Source organism: Brucella sp. JSBI001 (genome assembly GCF_026014005.1).
Taxonomy (GTDB): Bacteria; Pseudomonadota; Alphaproteobacteria; order Rhizobiales; family Rhizobiaceae; genus Brucella; species Brucella anthropi.
The window spans coordinates 4,303,192-4,320,699 of the sequence record NZ_CP110339.1; the positions used below are offsets into that span (position 1 = coordinate 4,303,192).

Below are 17,508 nucleotides of genomic sequence, written 5' to 3' on the forward strand. Positions count from 1 at the left end.
ATCAAGCTCATGAAGATCAATGGTAACGAAATCCGCCCCGGCAATGTCATCGAACATGCTGGCGGCTTGTGGGTTGCGGTCAAGACCAACGCCGTCAAGCCTGGCAAGGGCGGCGCTTATAATCAGGTCGAACTGAAGAACCTCATCAACGGCACCAAGCTCAACGAACGTTTCCGCGCTGCAGAAACCGTCGAGCGCGTTCGTCTGGAACAGAAGGATTTCTCGTTCCTCTACGAACAGGGCGAAGCGCTGATCTTCATGGACACTGAATCCTACGAACAGCTTGAGCTGGCCAAGGATTTCGTCGGTGACCGTGCCGCTTTCCTGCAGGACGGCATGATGGTTACTGTCGAACTCTATGAAGAAAAGCCGATCGGTATCCGCCTTCCGGATCAGGTCACGCTTGCCATCACCGAAGCCGATCCGGTCGTCAAGGGCCAGACCGCTGCTTCGTCCTACAAGCCGGCTGTGCTTGAAAACGGTATCCGCATCCTCGTTCCGCCGTTCATCGCATCCGGCGAACGCGTGATCGTTGATACCAACGAACTGACCTACGTCAGCCGCGCTTAATACGAAAAACGAGATTTGTGGTGCCTGGATCAGGCACCACTTTATCCATGTCGCAAAGATTGCGACCGTTCTTTCTCAGATCGCTCAATTCCTCGACCTCCACCGAATGTGTTTCGGTTCGGATGTTCGACATTCTGTTTATGATTAACTGCTTGATCCCTTTCAAAATCCACGCTTCGGGATCGTGCTTACAAGGACAATGAAATGGCCCGCTCAGCCCTTCTCAACGTTATGGTACAGGCCGCTATGAAGGCCGGCCGCAGCCTCGCTCGCGATTTTGGTGAAGTCCAGAATCTTCAGGTTTCTCTCAAGGGCCCCGGCGACTATGTCAGCCAGGCAGACCGCCGCGCCGAACAGATCATCTATACGGAATTGAGCCGCGCCCGCCCGGATTATGGCTTCTTGATGGAAGAATCCGGCGAGGTTGAATCCAAGGACGGACAGCACCGCTGGCTGATCGATCCTCTCGACGGCACCACAAATTTCCTGCACGGCATTCCAGTTTTCGCAGTCTCCATCGCTCTCGAGCGTCAGGGGCAGATTGTCGCCGGCGTCATCTACAATCCGGCCATGGATGAGCTTTACACCGCAGAGCGCGGCGGTGGCGCATTCCTCAATGACCGTCGCCTGCGCGTCGCATCACGCAACAAGCTGGTCGATTCCGTTATCGGCACGGGTATCCCGCATCTGGGTCGCGGCCATCACGGGCATTATCTGGTCGAACTGCGCAATGTCATGGCCGAAACCGCAGGCATTCGCCGCATGGGCGCTGTTGCACTCGACCTCGCCTATGTTGCAGGCGGCCGTCTGGATGGTTTCTGGGAAGATGGCATGCATCCGTGGGATCTCGGCGCAGGCATTCTTATGATCCGCGAAGCCGGTGGTTTCGTCTCGGACAAGAATGGCGGTCAGGACATTTTCGGCACCAAGACCATCGTTGCAGGCAATGAAATCATTCAGAAGGCATTGCTGAAAACGATCAACAAACCGATCTAAAAAAGACCTGCTGCTTTGTCGATCCAATGGTTTGTTTCACCTGGGTCATCTCCAGCAATCTAAAAACAAGGCCGAGCGCTTAAATGGCTCGGCCTTTTTATTAATTTAGAGCGTATCTATAGAAAATTATGCTACAGTTGGCCGAGAAACTTTCCCAGAGCCTCAAGTATATTCCCAAGAATATTCCACCAATTCATGCTTAGTCCCTCTCACAAAGTTGAGTGTACGAAGCAATAATTATCAAAATTAGAAAACTTAAAAATAGCAACTTATAATTTATTTATTACCATCAATTATATAGGTATATATAAGAAATAAATTATATTAAGATCACGGGATTTAATATTATAAAATTTTTGCTCTACGATATTCAGACCATCCCGCGAGCCTGACAGCACACTCCACAAATCCGCGTAATTTTCTTGTTCCAATGATTCCGCTTCACGAATTAATGAAGTAGGCTTCTTTTCAAACACGCGACCATGGAGCGGAACGCATGAGCGATTTGAGAGTTTCCCGGGACCGTCTGGACGAGGGACGCGATTACGACCCCTACCGCCTGTCGAGCCCGCGCATTGTCATTCTCTCCATGGCGATCTTCCTTATTATCGTGGCTTTTCTGGCCGCGATCCTGATGCGGCAGATCCATACGTTCTTCGTCACCAATCCCGGCCTTAACGGGCTCATTCTCGGCGTTCTTCTGGTCGGTATTCTGCTGGCCTTCGGACAGGTGTTGCGACTTCTGCCAGAGATTCGCTGGGTCAACTCATTCCGCGACGGTGACCGCGACGGCACCACGCGACCGCCCGTCCTGCTTGCACCGATGCGGGCTTTGATCGGCCGCCGCCAGTCGATGGCGCTTTCCACTGCCTCCATGCGTTCGATCCTCGATTCCATCGCGACACGTCTTGATGAAAGCCGGGATATATCGCGCTATCTGATCGGACTTCTGGTCTTTCTTGGTCTGCTCGGAACATTCTGGGGCCTTCTCGAAACGGTCGGCTCCATCGGGCGCACTATTCAGACCCTCGACCCGAATTCAGGAAGCACCGGCGATGTGCTGGATGCGTTGAAGGCAGGCTTGCAAGCTCCGCTTTCCGGCATGGGCACAGCCTTCTCGTCTTCGCTGTTCGGTCTTTCCGGCTCGCTGATTCTCGGCTTCCTCGACCTTCAGGCGGGCCGCGCGCAAAACCGCTTCTATACGGAACTGGAAAACTGGCTTTCTTCAGTCACCGATCTCGGTTCCGATATCGGTGCCGACCAGAACGGAGGCACGGAAGAAATCCGCGTTCTGGCCGACCGGTTGCAGAACCTGCATGGCGGCGACGCATCCACGCAGCGCACCACGGCAGCGCTGGCCAATCTTGCCGAAGGCATACAGGGCCTCGTCAAGAACATGCGCAACGAGCAGCAGATCATGCGCGACTGGGTGGAAAAACAGGCGGACGAGCAGAAGGCTATCCGCCAGACGCTTGATCGTCTCACCAAGGCCATCGGCGAGCGCTCGCACGACCGCAAATCCGATCGCACGGACAAGGCGGAGTAAGCAGCCATGTCCCTCGCCCGCAACCGCCGCTCCCAGAGGCATGTCGATTACTGGCCGGGCTTCGTCGATGCCCTGACGACACTACTGCTCGCAATCATGTTCCTGCTTACCGTCTTCGTGCTGGCGCAATTCCTGCTCAGCCGCGAGGTGAACAACAAGGATAGCGTTCTCGCACGACTCAATAGCCAGATACAGGAACTGACACAGCTTCTGTCGCTGGAGCGCAGCAATTCGCAGGACATGCAGGACACCATCGCCAATCTGCAGGCTTCGCTGTCCAGCACGGAAAGCGAGCGTTCACGTCTGCAAAGCCTTTTGAACGAAGGCAGCGGCGCAGGTGCTGCCGCTGAAAAGCGCGCTGGCGAACTGTCCGAAAGCCTTGATGCCGAAAAGCAGGTCAGCGCCCGCGCACTCAGTCAGGTGGAACTGCTGAACCAGCAGATTTCAGCCCTTCGCCGCCAGATCGCAGCACTTGAAGATGCGCTCAACGCTTCAGAAAGCCGCGATCGCGAATCGAACGCCAAGATCGCCGATCTCGGTCGCCGCCTGAATGTCGCATTGGCGCAGCGTGTGCAGGAGCTGAACCGCTATCGTTCCGACTTCTTCGGACGCCTGCGTGAAATCCTGTCGGACAAGGAGAATATCCGTATCGTCGGTGACCGTTTCGTCTTCCAGTCGGAAGTTCTTTTTCCGACAGGCTCGGCGGACATTAATCCTGCCGGTCAGGACGAGATGAAGAAACTTGCCGACGCGGTGATCCAGCTCAATCAGGAAATCCCGGATGACATCAACTGGGTACTCCGTGTCGACGGTCACACGGATAATGTGCCTCTGACTGGCACGGGACGCTTCCGCGACAACTGGGAGCTTTCGTCAGCCCGCGCAACCGCAGTGGTCAAATTCCTGATCGCCAATGGCGTCCCCGCCAATAGGCTCGTTGCAGCAGGTTTCGGGGAATATCAACCGCTCGACGCCTCCGACACAGCCGATGCCCGATCCAAGAACCGGCGCATCGAGCTGAAGCTGACCGAACGATAAGAAGAAATAACGGGGGCAACGCCCCCCGTTTCACTTCGCAGCGAAGGCTCCAGCACCTGCCTCGAATTGCAGCTTGGCGAGACGGGCATAGATGCCGCCCTTCTCGACAAGGCTTTGATGTGTGCCTTCTTCGACAATATGGCCATGATCGAGCACCAGAATGCGGTCGGCCTTGAGCACGGTCGCAAGCCGGTGCGCGACGACAAGCGTCGTGCGATCAGCCATCAGACTGTCCAGGGCCTTTTGCACAAGCATCTCGCTTTCAGCATCAAGCGCCGATGTCGCTTCATCAAGAAGAAGGATGGGCGCAGCACGCAAGATTGCCCGCGCAATGGCGATGCGCTGGCGCTGGCCCCCTGAAAGCGTCACACCGCGTTCGCCGACTTCCGTGTCATAGCCCTTGTCGAGCGCCATGATGAAATCATGCGCAAGGGCTGCCTTTGCCGCTGCCACAATCTCCTCGTCGCTCGCTCCGGGTCTACCGAAGGCGATGTTTTCGCGCACGCTGGTGGCGAAAATCGCCACATCCTGCGGCACGGTTGAGATGCGCGCCCGAACGGCCTGCGGGTCAGCATCAGGCAAAGCCACGCCGTCGATCAGGATCTTGCCTGACTGCGGATCGTAATAGCGCATGACGAGCGCGAAGATCGTGCTCTTGCCTGCACCCGAGGGACCGACAATCGCAACAGTCTCGCCGGGCTTCACGGTGAAGCTGACGCCATTGAGCGACGGTGCATCCGGACGCGTCGGATAGGAGAAATGCACGGAATCGAACACGACCTCACCGCGTGGCGGCACCGGCATGGCAACAGGTTTCAAAGGCGCGGCAATACCCGGCTGCTCGTCCAGAATTTCGACAAGCCGCTCCGTAGCCCCTGCTGCCTGCGCCAGTTCCCCACCCACTTCCGACAAGGCCCCGAAGGAGCTGCCTGCGAACACGGCATAAAGCACGAATTGACCGAGCGTACCGGCAGACATCGTGCCGGCCAGCACATCACGCGAACCGAACCAGAGCACCGCAACAATGCTGGAGAAGATCAGGAAAATGGCAAAGGCCGTCAGGATCGCACGCGCCTGAATGGAGGAACGCGCCGCCTGAAAGGCTTTTTCTACCGCGCTGCCAAAACGCCCGACCACCATATTCTCGTTGGTGAAGGCCTGCAGCGTGCGCATCGCGCCGATCTGTTCGCTGGCATAGGCATTGGCCTTCGCCAGCATGTCCTGCGTCATACGGGAACGGCGACGCACAGAGCGTCCGAAGGCGATCAGGGGCACAACGATGATCGGGATGGCAGCAATGACCAGCGCAGAAAGCTTCGGGCTGGTCACGACCATCATCGCCAGCGCGCCGACACCCAGAATCATGTTGCGCAGCGCGACAGAGGCCGTAGCGCCCACCACCGACTTGATCTGCGTCGTGTCGGACGACAGGCGCGAAACGATTTCACCCGACTGTGACCGGTCGAAGAATTCCGGCGAAAGCGCCGTCACATGCGAAAAGACCGCATTGCGCAAATCCGCGACCACTCGCTCGCCGAGCGAGATCACGAAGAAATAGCGCAGGCCCGATGCCAGCGCGAGAATGAGCGCCAGCAACACGAGCATGCCGAAGTAATTATTAACGAAGATCGCATTCGATCCCGTAAAGCCATGGTCGATCATACGACGCAGCGCGACGGGCACGGCAAGGGTCGTTACAGCGGCCAGCACCAGCGAAAAGAGCGCGCCTGCAACCAGGACCTTATAGGGTGCCAGAAACGGCAAAACTCTCTTCAGCGGCTTCAGCGTGCGGCGTTTGCGGCCATCTTCTGCAGTCAATTCGTGATTCATATCAATTTCAGTATCCCGGTCGGCCATTCTTGTGTTTGCGCCCTTGTTATTGCCGTGCGCCTGATGTATAGGCTCGCCAACCCTTTTGGAAGCCGTTGCCTGTAGGTAATGGGTCTTCATATCTGCCATTGGGCGAAAGTGCCGCAGTTTCGATAGTCAAGGCTGCGCTTTTCACCCCAGACTTTCAGGATTGAGAAGATGAAAGCCAATATCCATCCCGACTACCACACCATCAAGGTCGTGATGACCGATGGCACCGAATACATGACCCGTTCGACCTGGGGCAAAGAAGGCGATACGATGAACCTCGATATCGACCCGACCACCCATCCAGCCTGGACGGGCGGTTCGCAGACCCTGCTCGATCGCGGTGGTCGCGTTACGAAATTCAAGAACCGTTTCGGCAATCTCGGCATCTAATCCGATATTGCATCTGGTTGAAAAGCCCCGCCTCGGCGGGGTTTTTTTATGCCTGAATTTCATTCATCAGGGCACAAAAACTCCCGGATAACCGGGAGTTTTGCATCATTGTTGTGAGCACGAGAAATCAGGCGCTCAGCTTTTCCATCACTTCGTCGCTGACTTCGAAGTTCGTGTAGACGTTCTGCACGTCGTCATCGTCTTCGAGCACGTTGAGAAGCTTGAGAACCGAACGCGCCTTTTCCTCGTCCAGCTCGGTATTGGTCTGCGGCTTCCAGATCGTCTTGATCGATTCGGCTTCACCGAGAGCAGCTTCCAGAGCCTTCGACACTTCGCCGATATCTTCGAACGCACAGATGATGACGTGTTCTTCTTCACCGGACTGCACATCGTCAGCACCGGCTTCGATGGCCGCTTCCATAACCTTGTCGGCGTCGCCGACGGAGGACTTGTAGACGATTTCGCCAACACGGTCGAACATGAAGGACACCGAACCGGTTTCGCCCAGCGCACCGCCCGACTTCGTGAAGGCTGCACGCACATTCGATGCCGTGCGGTTACGATTGTCCGTCAGTGCTTCCACGATAACCGATACGCCGCCGGGGCCACGGCCCTCGTAGCGCACTTCATCATAATTCTCGCCGTCATTACCGGCAGCCTTCTTGATGGCGCGCTCGATATTGTCCTTCGGCATGGACTGCGCCTTGGCGTTCTGGATCGCCAGACGCAGGCGCGGGTTCATCGTCGGGTCAGGCAGACCCTGCTTGGCAGCGACGGTGATTTCGCGTCCGAGCTTGGAAAACATTTTCGACCGCACCGCATCCTGACGACCCTTGCGGTGCATGATATTCTTAAACTGTGAATGGCCGGCCATGGCACCCCTGTTCTGTTTAAAATGCTGTGCACGGAGAAAGCGTCACGCATGAAACAGAGATCAAGCAGAGAAGGGCCGCAGGTTGGGCCACAGTGCTTTCCGTGCAGAATGGCGGCGTTATAAGGAATTCAGGCCCATTCGTCCAGCAAAAGCGCCGCTGTCCCCCGAATCTCTGTCAACAAAAGCAATATTGCTCGACCCGTCAGGCAAAGCGGATTATCTATAAATTCATGATTCAGCCCGCCCAGAACACCCCCAGCGAAACCATCGCAGCCCGTATCAGCCGCATTCTCGCCGACCGCATCATCGCCGGTGAGATCGAGCCCGGCACGAAACTGCGACAGGATCACATTGCCGAAGAGTTCGAAACCAGCCATGTGCCGGTGCGCGAAGCATTCCGGCGACTGGAGGCTCAGGGACTTGCTGTTTCCGAGCCTCGGCGTGGCGTTCGGGTTGCATCGTTCGACATCGGCGAAATCAGGGAAGTGGCGGAAATGCGGACCGCTCTGGAAGTCCTGGCGCTACGCCATGCCGCGCCCCATATCACGCAGGCAACGCTCGATGCCGCAGAGCAGGCCACGCTGGAAGGCGACAAGTCACGCGATGTCAGAAGCTGGGAAGACGCCAACCGCCGTTTCCACCGGCTCATCCTCGAACCGTGCAAGATGCCGCGCCTGCTTGCGGCTATCGATGATCTTCACGCTGCCAGCGCCCGGTTTCTCTTCGCCACCTGGCGGTCGGAGTGGGAAACCCGCACCGACCACGACCATCGTGCCATATTGCGGGCGCTGCGCCAGAACGATGTCGAGAGCGCAGTCACTATCCTCGCCCGGCATGTGCAATGGATCGGGCACCGTCCGGTCAAGACCGCATCGGGCAAGACGCGCGATTCGTTTGCGATTGTCGGCTGATCAGGCGATTGCACAGATAAGCATCTTATTTTCGGCGTCCCCATTCCAGGCTGTAGTGACGGATTATTCGCACAGATTTTCATCTGCACGACCGGGTCTCTGCGCGACTCCCACAGCAACACGCCATGCTGCCTGTTCCGCCTCTTGCGTTTATCGTCAGGAGCTTTAAGAAGATATAGATCGAATCTCAATTTTATCTATAATTTGAGGAAGCCATGACGACCATCACCCAGACGCGCCCATCCTTCAGCCCGCTCAATCTGGAATCCCGTTCCCCTGCAATGCGCCTTGCAGCCGTTGCGCTTGGCACGCTGGTTCTCGCCGTCTCGTCGCAGATCGAAGTTCCGATGATTCCGGTCCCGATCACACTGCAGACCCTGATCGTTCCGCTGATCGGCGCGCTTTATGGCTGGCGTCTTGGCATGGCCACGGTTCTGGCCTGGCTCGGCGAAGCCATGCTCGGACTTCCGGTCCTTGCAGGCGGCGCTGGTGGTCTTCCGCATTTCGCAGGCCCGACCGCAGGCTATCTCGTTTCCTTCCCGATCATCGCGGCGCTGACCGGCTATCTGGCCGAACGCGGCTGGAACGGTAACCGCGTCGGCCTCGCCTTCGTTTCGTTCCTTGCCGCCAATGTGGTCTGCCTTGCTCTTGGCGCAGCCTGGCTGTCCAGCATCATTGGCGTTGAAAAGGCCGTTGCCTTCGGCGTGACGCCGTTCCTCGTCGGCGCCCTCATCAAGTCGGCTCTCGGCGCTGCGATCCTCAAGGCCATCGCCCGCGACGGCAAGGCCTGATCTGCCAGGTGACAGTACGCCTGCGCGGCCATCATCTCCTGTGCATGCTGACTTATGTCGGCAAAGGCTACAGCCCGGCTTTCGTCGAAAACTACGACAGGATTGCCGGGCGGCTCAGCAAAGGTGAAGAGATTTTTCTGGTCGATGGCCCTGACGACATTTGTGCGCCCCTGCTCTGCGGGGGCGATTGCCATTGTTACGAAGCGAGTGTTCGCGAGCGCGACCGGCTGGCATTGGAGGCCGTAGGCGAACTTCTCGGCCAGACGCTTTCCACGCAGAACCGTCTCGGGCTCGACGCAGAGCGGCTTGCCGTAATGCGCGGCGCTTTTGCAGAAGGCACGTTACGCAAAGCCTGCGAGCGTTGCGAATGGTCGAACCTCTGCACGAGAATTGCCACAACAGACCAGTTTCACGGCGTTAAAATAACAAGGCCACCCGCCTCAGGATGAGACGGGTGGCCTTGTTGTATCTGGCTTTTACTGTTGGCTTTTGCGCTTTCGCCGCGCCAGCATGTTGAGCGCTTCGACCAGCGCTGAGAAGCCCATAGCAGCGTAGATATAGCCCTTCGGCACGTGGAAGCCGAAACCATCGGCAATCAGCGTCATGCCGATCATCAGCAGGAAGCCCAGCGCCAGCATGACGATGGTTGGGTTCGCCGCGATGAACCGCGAAAGCGGATCGGCTGCAAGCAGCATGACAGTAACGGCTGCGACCACGGCAATGACCATAATGGCGATCTCGTCGGTCATGCCGACGGCGGTGATGATCGAATCGACCGAGAAAACCAGATCAAGGATCAGGATCTGCACGATGGCGGCACCCATGGTGAGCTGGGCCACCTTGCCGCCGATGTTCTCCTTGCCATCATCGGGATCGACCGTGTGGTGAATTTCCTTGGTCGCCTTCCAGACAAGAAACAGGCCACCGGCAATCAGGATGATGTCACGCCAGGAGAAGCCATGGCCGAACGCCTCGAAGATCGGATCCTTGAGCTGGACGATGATCGAGATCGTGAAAAGAAGCGCCAGGCGCAGGATGAGCGCCGCGCCAATGCCGATGCGGCGGGCGCGCGCCTGCTGCGAGGCGGGCAGCTTGTTGGTAAGGATCGAGATGAAGATCAGATTGTCGATACCGAGGACGACTTCCATCGTCACCAGCGTAACCAGCGCGGCCCAGCCGGCGGGGGTCGAAAGAAATCCCAGATACTCGGCAAAAAAATCCATTGAGTTGCGTCCCCTTGCAAAAAAACTCGTTGCAAGGAGATAGTAGTCTGGAAAATCCATTCAACTGGCAGAAAGCTGCCAGATTAAAATAGCGGCCTAGTTATAGATAACATCATACTTCAAGCTAAAATAAGACGTTATCGCCAGAATGCCGGAATGGTTTCCTCCAGATGCGCACCGATGCGCAAGGGAGCGGCCTTTTCTGCAAGCCCCGTGCGATCCGAAATCTCTATGCCCACACCGCAGACGGTAGCCGGACCATTCGCCGCTTCGAACCGTCCTTTGGGCACTTTCGACAGGAAGCGGTTGAGTGGTTCCTCCTTATCCATGCCCAGTGAGGAATCATAATCACCGCACATGCCTGCATCAGACATATAGGCTGTGCCATTGCGCAATATCTGGCAGTCGGCGGTCGGGACATGCGTGTGAGTCCCGACAACAGCGCTGGCGCGACCATCGACAAAATGACCGAAACACTGCTTTTCGCTCGTCGCTTCAGCATGGAAATCGAAGAAGACGGCATCGGCCTGCTCGCCAAGCGGGCAGGCTTCCAGAATTTTCTCGGCGGCGATGAACGGATCATCGAGATCGGGATGCATGAACACCCGGCCCATGACGTTTGACACGAGAACGCGGGCGCCATTTTTGGCGATATAAAGCCCCTCACCTTTTCCGGCTGTGCCTTTCGGGAAGTTTGCCGGGCGCAGAAAGCGGTCTTCGCGCTTGGAAAAATCCAGCGCCTCGCGCTGATCCCACACGTGGTTGCCGGTCGTGACAACGTCGGCGCCAGCACGGATGGTATCGTGGAAAATCTCTTCCGTAATGCCAAAACCGCCTGCGGCGTTCTCGCCGTTGACGATTACGAAGTCCAGCTTCAGATCGGAAATCAGCCCCGGCAGTTTTTCATATACTGCGGTGCGGCCCGACCGGCCCACCATATCACCAAGAAAAAGCAATCTCATGAGAATGCCTTATAAACTTGCGCCAAGCGAACGCAAGCAGATCAGGGCATTTTGCAGTCAGGCGGAATTGCCTGACCTCGCATAAATGCAGAAGAAAACTAATGTATGTCTCCCAAAAGCGCGAACCGGTTTTGGGAGACATACATGAAAACAAAATCTAGAGCGGCAGCTCGGTTCCAACCGGGCGCAAGCCGCTCTCGGTCAGGATCTGGTTGAGCGCGATATCATGCGGCTCATTTGGCACATGCTCGACTTCCTGGCAGTCGAAAGCCATGCCGATCAAAAGCGGCTGCAGACCGCGTTCGGTGAACCGCGCCAGCGCGCGGTCGTAGTGTCCTGCACCATAGCCAAGTCGATGCCCACGTTGATCAAAGCCTGCAAGCGGCATCAACAGGATCGCAGGATCGACAATCGGCGCATCTGCTCCCGGCCCCATCGTGCCGAAACCAGTCTGACGCAATCTGGCATCAGGCAGATATTCACGAAAGGCAATCGTTTCCTTGTCCAGAACAACGGGGAGGCAAAGCCGGGCACCCTTGGCGCGAAGCGCCGATAATAATGGGCGTGGGTCGATTTCGGAACGGATCGGCCAATAACCAGCAATCAAGGTGCCTTTGGGAACGTCAATTGCAGCTTCACCTTTTTTGGCTGCCGCCAGCGAAGCCTCGTAATGAAAACGCGGATCAAGCGCATCACGGACCGCCAGAACCTTGCGTCTAAGCTCCTGCTTTTCCAGACCGGGGCTGCGCTCCGTTGCTGCCATTCCAAGCCACTCCCTGCTGCCGTCTTTCACCATGCAGTGGAACCGCAAAGAGCCAATCCGTCAAGTGATCCCGCCCGCGCCATACGCGATCTTCTCCGAGCGGTCACGAATGACCTTCAAAACAACGCCGTGGAAGTCATTGAGGAACAGTTTGCCCCACAGGTCACAGTAAAAATCGATCGGCGTGGCGATCTGATAATGGGTCGTCAGCGTGAGACGTGTGTGACCATTCGTGAGAGGCTCAAGACGATAATCACCCTGCGCAAGCTTCAGATAGGTGCTGTCGACCTTGATATGCGCTTCCACCTCGGGCGGTATGGAGCCAGGGCCGAAGCGGAAATCCCACGCCAGAAGCCGATTTTCTTCCCATTGCGTGACGATTTCCTGAAAATTGACGCCGTGCGTCCACTGCAAGTCGCGTACCGCTCCAACACCAGTACCGTTCAGCCTTGCACCCACGGGCTGCGGCACGCCAAGAACGCCATGGCTGAATGTCCACGACAGTTCGTCCGGGCGCACATTGCGGATTTCAACCGTCTGCTGCCAGACGACTTCCGGAGGCGCTACGATCTCGATCACCGTGGTTACAGCGCCATCATGCGGGGTGTAGGACATCTGAAGTTCGGCTGGCAGAACGAGCAGCGGCAGCGCAATCACCAGCGTCGTGGTGCGACGCGAACGAAATTGCCGGATGATCCACAAGGTCACCGTCGAACCGAGCGCCGAGAACACCATGAAAAACGGAGCGGCCATGGCCACGCAAATTCCTGCTTCATGGAAAAAGACCATGCTGGTAACGACAAGCCCGGCGATGATAGCCCATCCCATACGGACATGCCGCCACAGGCTTTTTTGCGCACGCGGGTCGGAAAGGCTCGAAGCAAGGCTGGCAACAGCCATCGGTAACAGCATCAGGCCCGCAATGACGGGCATCGCATCCGCATATTGGCCCGACCAGATCATGACATAAAGCAGAAGGCCGTAGACGAATGCGATGGGTACCGCGACGGCCAGTCTTTCCGATGAATCGGGCGATGCTGTTTCAGGAGATTTCATCAAGATGCGCAAATCGTTGGAGCATTGCGCATGTTTACGAACAAATTGTCCGTTAGATCAAGCTCATAGCTATCCTGCGACAGCCAGAGGAAAAGAAAGCGGCGACCACGACGACCGATGGTAGTGATTGATCCCGGGAACCTACAAAGTAGGTGGGCGCCATATGCGAAAGCCCGCAAGCCTTCACAGGGACAGCTCCCTTAGAGATCAATAAGGCCCCGGGGATGCTGTTACACCTGTCGGGAAGCGCAGTTCGCCAAGGCCCAATATAGTACCTGCCCGATGGGAACGCCAGTGGCTTACACCGGCTTAACAGGAAAACTTTTCAGAAAAATCTGGACGAAGTTCAGCTGTTCCGTGGCGCAATGCGCGAAGCCACCTGCTCGATGCGCGACGCCACATCCGACAGCATGCCTGTCAAGGCAGCATCGTTGCTATCAGCGCGACCAAGCGCTTCATCACGTGCACGGCGCAGCGTTTCAACTTCGCTTTCCAGACCGTTGATACGTTTCTGCATCTCGGCCATCTCGTCCATCACCATGATCCCGGCCATGACGGTCAGGCGCAGATCGCCTATCTCCCCGAAGGACGTTTTGAGATGCGTGACATATTGATCGAAACGGTCGGCAAGCCCGGACAGATGTTCTTCCTGTCCTTCGTCGCAGGCCATGCGGTAGGCCTTGCCATCAATGGTAACGGTTACGGTCGCTATGGTAGCCTCCTATCGGTCCAGAACGGCGCGGATTGTCTCCATCGCAGTCACAAGGCGGCGTGAAACCTCGCGATTAGCAGCTTCCAGCCGCTCGGCGCGCGCTTCCGACTGATCGAGTTCCTGGGCGAGACGGCTGCGATCCGCATTCATACGCTGCACCTCCTCCTCGGCCTCGGCGAAGTCGCCTTCTTTGTCCAGCCGCAGATCGACCGCTTGTTCAAGCGTATTGAGTGCCTTTTCCAGCCGTTCCAAGACTTGCCTGAGGGTCGTTTCGGGTGCCATCCATATCCTTTCCAATGCCAATTCGCGGGCCAACTTATGGGGATCGAATCGCGCCTGCGGGACGGGCATCTTTGAAAAGATTGTAATAATCACCCGCCCGATAAGCAACAAATGAGGGGCACATCTAAACGTTCATGCACCGTTATCGGTGCAAAACGGCTTTTCGGTGATTGTTCTACAGCTTTCCACACAACTCAATCGATTAGTCGCGGACAGTTTATTGCCCAAAAGTCATCGGTTTATTGACTCCTTATACGCAGGTGCTATGTGTCCCGATGCCTTCTGGAGCGTGATCCCGAAACGCATGAAGCCGTTTTGGACACGGATCGTGCTCAGGCAAAAGGCATCGCCGCAACCCCGTTAACCCCTCCCAAGGAAAGACGGCTGAGACCATGACCAATTCCGACAAACAAAACCAGATGGCCAACGCGATCCGCTTCCTCTCTATGGACGCGGTAGAGAAAGCCAATTCGGGCCATCCCGGCCTGCCGATGGGTGCAGCCGATATAGCGACGACGCTTTATACCCGTTTTCTCTCGCACGACCCGCAGAACCCGCACTGGCCGGATCGCGACCGTTTCGTGCTCTCCGCAGGCCACGGCTCGATGCTGCTCTATTCGCTGCTCTATCTTTCGGGCTACGAAGACATCACCATCGACGAGATCAAGAATTTCCGTCAGCTCGGTTCGCGCACCGCAGGCCATCCGGAATATGGTCACGCCGCCGGTATCGAGACGACGACCGGCCCGCTCGGACAGGGCATCGCCAATGCCGTCGGCATGGCACTTTCCGAACGTATCCTCAATGCACAGTTCGGCGACAGCCTCGTCAACCATTACACCTATGTGATTGCCGGTGACGGCTGCCTCATGGAAGGCATCAGCCAGGAAGCCATCGCGCTTGCCGGTCATCTGAAGCTGAACAAGCTGATCGTGTTCTGGGATGACAACAACATCTCGATCGACGGCCCGGTCACGCTTTCCGACAATACCAATCAGCCAGCCCGTTTTGCCGCTTCCGGCTGGAACACCATGGCTGTTGATGGTCACGATCAGGATGCGATTGCCAAGGCAATCGAACTGGCCAAGGTTTCCGACAAGCCGACGCTCATCGCCTGCAAGACGACCATCGGCTTCGGCGCACCAAACAAGGCTGGCACCAACAAGGTGCATGGCTCGCCGCTCGGTGCTGAAGAAATCGCTGCAACCCGCAAGGCGCTCGGCTGGAGTGCTGAACCCTTCGTCGTTCCGGCAGAAGTGCTGGACGGCTGGCGCGTTGCCGGTCTGAATGCCGCCAGGAAGCGTCAGGAATGGGAAAAGCGCTTTGCTGCCGTCGACGCGGACACCCGCGCTGAATTCGAGCGCCGGATGCGTGGCGACCTGCCTTCCAACTTCGATGCAACCATCATCGAATACAAGAAGAAGCTGTCCGCAGACAAGCCGAAGGTCGCAACCCGCAAGTCTTCGGAAATGGCACTGGAAGTCATCAATGGTGTCGTGCCGGAAACCATCGGCGGCTCCGCCGATCTCACCGGTTCGAACAACACCAAGACGAGCCAGACCAAGGCCATAACGCCGGAAGACTACGGCCAGCGTTACGTCCATTACGGTATCCGTGAGCACGGCATGGCAGCAGCCATGAACGGCATGACGCTGCATGGCGGGCTGATCCCTTACGGCGGCACCTTCCTGACCTTCTCGGATTATTGCCGTCCGGCCATGCGCCTTTCCTCGCTGATGGGCATCCGCGTCGTTTACGTGATGACGCATGACTCCATCGGTCTTGGTGAAGACGGCCCGACCCACCAGCCGGTAGAACAGCTTGCCGCCTTGCGCGCCATTCCGAACCATAATGTGTTCCGTCCTGCCGACGCTGTCGAAGCGGCTGAATGCTGGCAGATTGCCCTGCAATCGAAGAAGACGCCATCGACGATGGCTCTCACTCGCCAGAACCTGCCAACGGTTCGTACCGAGCATCGCGACGAAAACCTTTCGGCTTTCGGCGCCTATGAACTTGCTGCGGCAAGCAAGGATGCCAAGGTGACGATCTTCGCGACCGGTTCGGAAGTGGAAATCGCACTCAAGGCCCGCGACCTGCTGGAAAGCAAAGGCATTGCCACCCGTGTCGTTTCGGTTCCTTGCTTCGAGCTTTTCGAACAGCAGAGCGATGCCTACAAGACCGCGACCATCGGCAATGCGCCGGTCAAGGTGGCGATCGAAGCGGCAATCTCACTCGGCTGGGAACGCTTCATCGGCGAGAACGGCATATTCATCGGCATGAAGGGCTTCGGCGCTTCGGGCGAGATCAACGATCTTTACAAGCATTTCGGCATCACGGCAGAACATGCCGCCGAAGCTGCGGAGAAGAAGCTCAACGCCGCATGATTTTAAGAACGCCGGCGTCGTAAAAACGCCGGCGTTTGAGTTTCCATTCCAGTCCGGCCGGACGAATCCTGTTCGATTTGTCCGTTCCGACGGAGTTTTGAAGCACTGCATGTGCAGTACCCTATCGGGAGATTAAGAGAAAATGGCAGTTCGCGTCGCAATTAACGGTTTTGGCCGCATCGGCCGCAACATCCTTCGCGCCATCGTCGAGTCGGGCCGCACCGATATTCAGGTCGTGGCTATCAACGACCTCGGCCCGGTCGAAACCAACGCACATCTTCTGCGTTATGACAGCGTTCATGGCCGTTTCCCCAAGGAAGTTAAGGTTGCAGGCGACACCATCGACGTCGGCTACGGCCCGATCAAGGTTCATGCCGTTCGCAACCCGGCTGAACTGCCGTGGAAGGAAGAAGGCGTCGACATCGCTCTGGAATGCACCGGCATCTTCACCTCGCGCGACAAGGCAGCACTTCATCTTGAAGCTGGTGCAAAGCGCGTCATCGTTTCGGCTCCTGCCGACGGCGCGGACCTGACTGTCGTCTATGGCGTCAACCATGACAAGCTGACCAAGGATCATCTGGTCATTTCGAACGCTTCGTGCACCACCAACTGCCTTGCACCGGTGGCTCAGGTTCTCAACGATGCTATCGGCATCGAAAAGGGCTTCATGACCACGATCCACTCCTACACGGGCGACCAGCCGACGCTGGACACCATGCATAAGGATCTCTACCGCGCGCGCGCAGCAGCTCTTTCGATGATCCCAACCTCGACGGGCGCAGCCAAGGCTGTCGGCCTCGTTCTGCCGGAACTGAAGGGCAAGCTCGACGGCGTTGCCATCCGCGTTCCGACCCCGAACGTCTCGGTCGTCGACCTGACCTTCATCGCCAAGCGCGCAACGACCGTCGATGAAGTCAACAACGCGATCCGTGAAGCCGCCAATGGCCGCCTCAAGGGTATCCTCGGCTACACAGATGAGCCACTCGTCTCGCACGACTTCAACCACGACTCCCATTCCTCGGTCTTCCACACGGACCAGACCAAGGTCATGGAAGGCACCATGGTGCGCATCCTGTCGTGGTACGACAATGAGTGGGGCTTCTCCAGCCGCATGGGCGATACCGCTGTCGCCTTTGGCAAGCTGATCTAA

The 17,508-nt window shown here is 57.2% G+C and carries 18 protein-coding genes and 1 other RNA gene; 10 read left to right on the forward strand and 9 right to left on the reverse strand.

What is annotated here, in order from left to right:
• Positions 1 to 9 precede the first annotated feature (9 nt).
• From efp to LJ361_RS20640, 4 genes are all read left to right on the forward strand, one after another.
• The gene (efp, locus tag LJ361_RS20625) at positions 10 to 570 is read left to right on the forward strand and encodes an elongation factor P (RefSeq protein ID WP_010661385.1); all 561 of its coding nucleotides are present in this window, start codon (positions 10 to 12) and stop codon (positions 568 to 570) included.
• 204 nt (positions 571 to 774) lie between these two features.
• On the forward strand, positions 775 to 1,566 hold the full coding sequence (locus LJ361_RS20630; protein ID WP_010661386.1) for an inositol monophosphatase family protein: 792 nt from the start codon (positions 775 to 777) through the stop codon (positions 1,564 to 1,566).
• A 496-nt stretch (positions 1,567 to 2,062) separates the two neighbouring features.
• Positions 2,063 to 3,112 (forward strand): MotA/TolQ/ExbB proton channel family protein, encoded by a 1,050-nt coding sequence (locus LJ361_RS20635; protein WP_010661387.1) that lies wholly within the window; start codon positions 2,063 to 2,065, stop codon positions 3,110 to 3,112.
• Positions 3,113 to 3,118: 6 nt separating this feature from the next.
• Entirely contained in the window at positions 3,119 to 4,150 is a 1,032-nt protein-coding gene (locus tag LJ361_RS20640) for a peptidoglycan -binding protein (protein ID WP_010661388.1), read from the forward strand.
• A gap of 30 nt (positions 4,151 to 4,180) precedes the next feature.
• Here LJ361_RS20640 and LJ361_RS20645 read toward each other — a convergent pair whose 3' ends face one another.
• Entirely contained in the window at positions 4,181 to 6,109 is a 1,929-nt protein-coding gene (locus tag LJ361_RS20645; protein WP_029376274.1) for an ABC transporter transmembrane domain-containing protein, read from the reverse strand.
• 69 nt (positions 6,110 to 6,178) lie between these two features.
• Between LJ361_RS20645 and rpmE the strand changes: the two genes are divergently transcribed.
• Positions 6,179 to 6,400 carry a 50S ribosomal protein L31 gene (rpmE, locus tag LJ361_RS20650; protein ID WP_002964804.1) on the forward strand — a complete coding sequence of 74 codons (222 nt, stop codon included), beginning with the start codon at positions 6,179 to 6,181 and terminating at the stop codon, positions 6,398 to 6,400.
• Between the two features lie 127 nt (positions 6,401 to 6,527).
• Here the strand turns inward: rpmE and LJ361_RS20655 are convergent, their stop codons facing one another.
• Positions 6,528 to 7,274 (reverse strand): YebC/PmpR family DNA-binding transcriptional regulator, encoded by a 747-nt coding sequence (locus LJ361_RS20655; RefSeq protein ID WP_010661390.1) that lies wholly within the window; start codon positions 7,272 to 7,274, stop codon positions 6,528 to 6,530.
• Positions 7,275 to 7,504: 230 nt separating this feature from the next.
• Between LJ361_RS20655 and LJ361_RS20660 the strand changes: the two genes are divergently transcribed.
• From LJ361_RS20660 to LJ361_RS20670, 3 genes are all read left to right on the forward strand, one after another.
• Positions 7,505 to 8,185, forward strand: coding sequence for a GntR family transcriptional regulator (locus tag LJ361_RS20660; RefSeq protein WP_010661391.1), 681 nt, complete (start codon positions 7,505 to 7,507; stop codon positions 8,183 to 8,185).
• Between the two features lie 215 nt (positions 8,186 to 8,400).
• Entirely contained in the window at positions 8,401 to 8,976 is a 576-nt protein-coding gene (locus tag LJ361_RS20665; protein WP_010661392.1) for a biotin transporter BioY, read from the forward strand.
• Positions 8,977 to 8,984: 8 nt separating this feature from the next.
• Positions 8,985 to 9,425 carry a DUF1284 domain-containing protein gene (locus LJ361_RS20670; protein WP_010661393.1) on the forward strand — a complete coding sequence of 147 codons (441 nt, stop codon included), beginning with the start codon at positions 8,985 to 8,987 and terminating at the stop codon, positions 9,423 to 9,425.
• A gap of 27 nt (positions 9,426 to 9,452) precedes the next feature.
• Here LJ361_RS20670 and LJ361_RS20675 read toward each other — a convergent pair whose 3' ends face one another.
• From LJ361_RS20675 to LJ361_RS20705, 7 genes are all read right to left on the reverse strand, one after another.
• Entirely contained in the window at positions 9,453 to 10,199 is a 747-nt protein-coding gene (locus LJ361_RS20675; RefSeq protein ID WP_010661394.1) for a TerC family protein, read from the reverse strand.
• A 137-nt stretch (positions 10,200 to 10,336) separates the two neighbouring features.
• Positions 10,337 to 11,161 (reverse strand): TIGR00282 family metallophosphoesterase, encoded by an 825-nt coding sequence (locus LJ361_RS20680; protein WP_010661395.1) that lies wholly within the window; start codon positions 11,159 to 11,161, stop codon positions 10,337 to 10,339.
• A gap of 157 nt (positions 11,162 to 11,318) precedes the next feature.
• Positions 11,319 to 11,924 carry a 5-formyltetrahydrofolate cyclo-ligase gene (locus LJ361_RS20685; protein ID WP_010661396.1) on the reverse strand — a complete coding sequence of 202 codons (606 nt, stop codon included), beginning with the start codon at positions 11,922 to 11,924 and terminating at the stop codon, positions 11,319 to 11,321.
• A gap of 60 nt (positions 11,925 to 11,984) precedes the next feature.
• Entirely contained in the window at positions 11,985 to 12,980 is a 996-nt protein-coding gene (locus LJ361_RS20690; RefSeq protein WP_010661397.1) for an SRPBCC family protein, read from the reverse strand.
• Between the two features lie 99 nt (positions 12,981 to 13,079).
• Positions 13,080 to 13,238: non-coding RNA, 6S RNA (gene ssrS, locus LJ361_RS20695), on the reverse strand.
• A gap of 88 nt (positions 13,239 to 13,326) precedes the next feature.
• Entirely contained in the window at positions 13,327 to 13,692 is a 366-nt protein-coding gene (locus LJ361_RS20700) for a cell division protein ZapA (protein ID WP_029376275.1), read from the reverse strand.
• A 9-nt stretch (positions 13,693 to 13,701) separates the two neighbouring features.
• A complete protein-coding gene (locus LJ361_RS20705; RefSeq protein WP_010661399.1) occupies positions 13,702 to 13,974 on the reverse strand; it encodes a DUF4164 domain-containing protein in 273 nt (90 codons plus the stop codon).
• 392 nt (positions 13,975 to 14,366) lie between these two features.
• On the opposite strand from LJ361_RS20705, the gene tkt reads away from it, so the two are divergent.
• Together tkt and gap are read left to right on the forward strand one after the other, a co-directional pair.
• Positions 14,367 to 16,358: a transketolase gene (tkt, locus tag LJ361_RS20710; protein ID WP_010661400.1), complete on the forward strand. Its 1,992-nt coding sequence runs from the start codon at positions 14,367 to 14,369 to the stop codon at positions 16,356 to 16,358.
• 142 nt (positions 16,359 to 16,500) lie between these two features.
• Positions 16,501 to 17,508, forward strand: coding sequence for a type I glyceraldehyde-3-phosphate dehydrogenase (gap, locus tag LJ361_RS20715; protein WP_010661401.1), 1,008 nt, complete (start codon positions 16,501 to 16,503; stop codon positions 17,506 to 17,508).

Coding starts and splice junctions, on each gene's coding strand:
- LJ361_RS20655 (WP_010661390.1), bottom strand. CDS start 7,274: ATGGCCGGCCATTCACAGTTTAAGAATATCATGCACCGCAAGGGTCGT.
- rpmE (WP_002964804.1), top strand. CDS start 6,179: ATGAAAGCCAATATCCATCCCGACTACCACACCATCAAGGTCGTGATG.
- LJ361_RS20705 (WP_010661399.1), bottom strand. CDS start 13,974: ATGGCACCCGAAACGACCCTCAGGCAAGTCTTGGAACGGCTGGAAAAG.
- gap (WP_010661401.1), top strand. CDS start 16,501: ATGGCAGTTCGCGTCGCAATTAACGGTTTTGGCCGCATCGGCCGCAAC.
- LJ361_RS20630 (WP_010661386.1), top strand. CDS start 775: ATGGCCCGCTCAGCCCTTCTCAACGTTATGGTACAGGCCGCTATGAAG.
- LJ361_RS20645 (WP_029376274.1), bottom strand. CDS start 6,109: ATGGCAGATATGAAGACCCATTACCTACAGGCAACGGCTTCCAAAAGG.
- efp (WP_010661385.1), top strand. CDS start 10: ATGAAGATCAATGGTAACGAAATCCGCCCCGGCAATGTCATCGAACAT.
- LJ361_RS20685 (WP_010661396.1), bottom strand. CDS start 11,924: ATGGCAGCAACGGAGCGCAGCCCCGGTCTGGAAAAGCAGGAGCTTAGA.
- LJ361_RS20690 (WP_010661397.1), bottom strand. CDS start 12,980: ATGAAATCTCCTGAAACAGCATCGCCCGATTCATCGGAAAGACTGGCC.
- LJ361_RS20640 (WP_010661388.1), top strand. CDS start 3,119: ATGTCCCTCGCCCGCAACCGCCGCTCCCAGAGGCATGTCGATTACTGG.
- tkt (WP_010661400.1), top strand. CDS start 14,367: ATGACCAATTCCGACAAACAAAACCAGATGGCCAACGCGATCCGCTTC.
- LJ361_RS20680 (WP_010661395.1), bottom strand. CDS start 11,161: ATGAGATTGCTTTTTCTTGGTGATATGGTGGGCCGGTCGGGCCGCACC.
- LJ361_RS20660 (WP_010661391.1), top strand. CDS start 7,505: ATGATTCAGCCCGCCCAGAACACCCCCAGCGAAACCATCGCAGCCCGT.
- LJ361_RS20635 (WP_010661387.1), top strand. CDS start 2,063: ATGAGCGATTTGAGAGTTTCCCGGGACCGTCTGGACGAGGGACGCGAT.
- LJ361_RS20665 (WP_010661392.1), top strand. CDS start 8,401: ATGACGACCATCACCCAGACGCGCCCATCCTTCAGCCCGCTCAATCTG.
- LJ361_RS20675 (WP_010661394.1), bottom strand. CDS start 10,199: ATGGATTTTTTTGCCGAGTATCTGGGATTTCTTTCGACCCCCGCCGGC.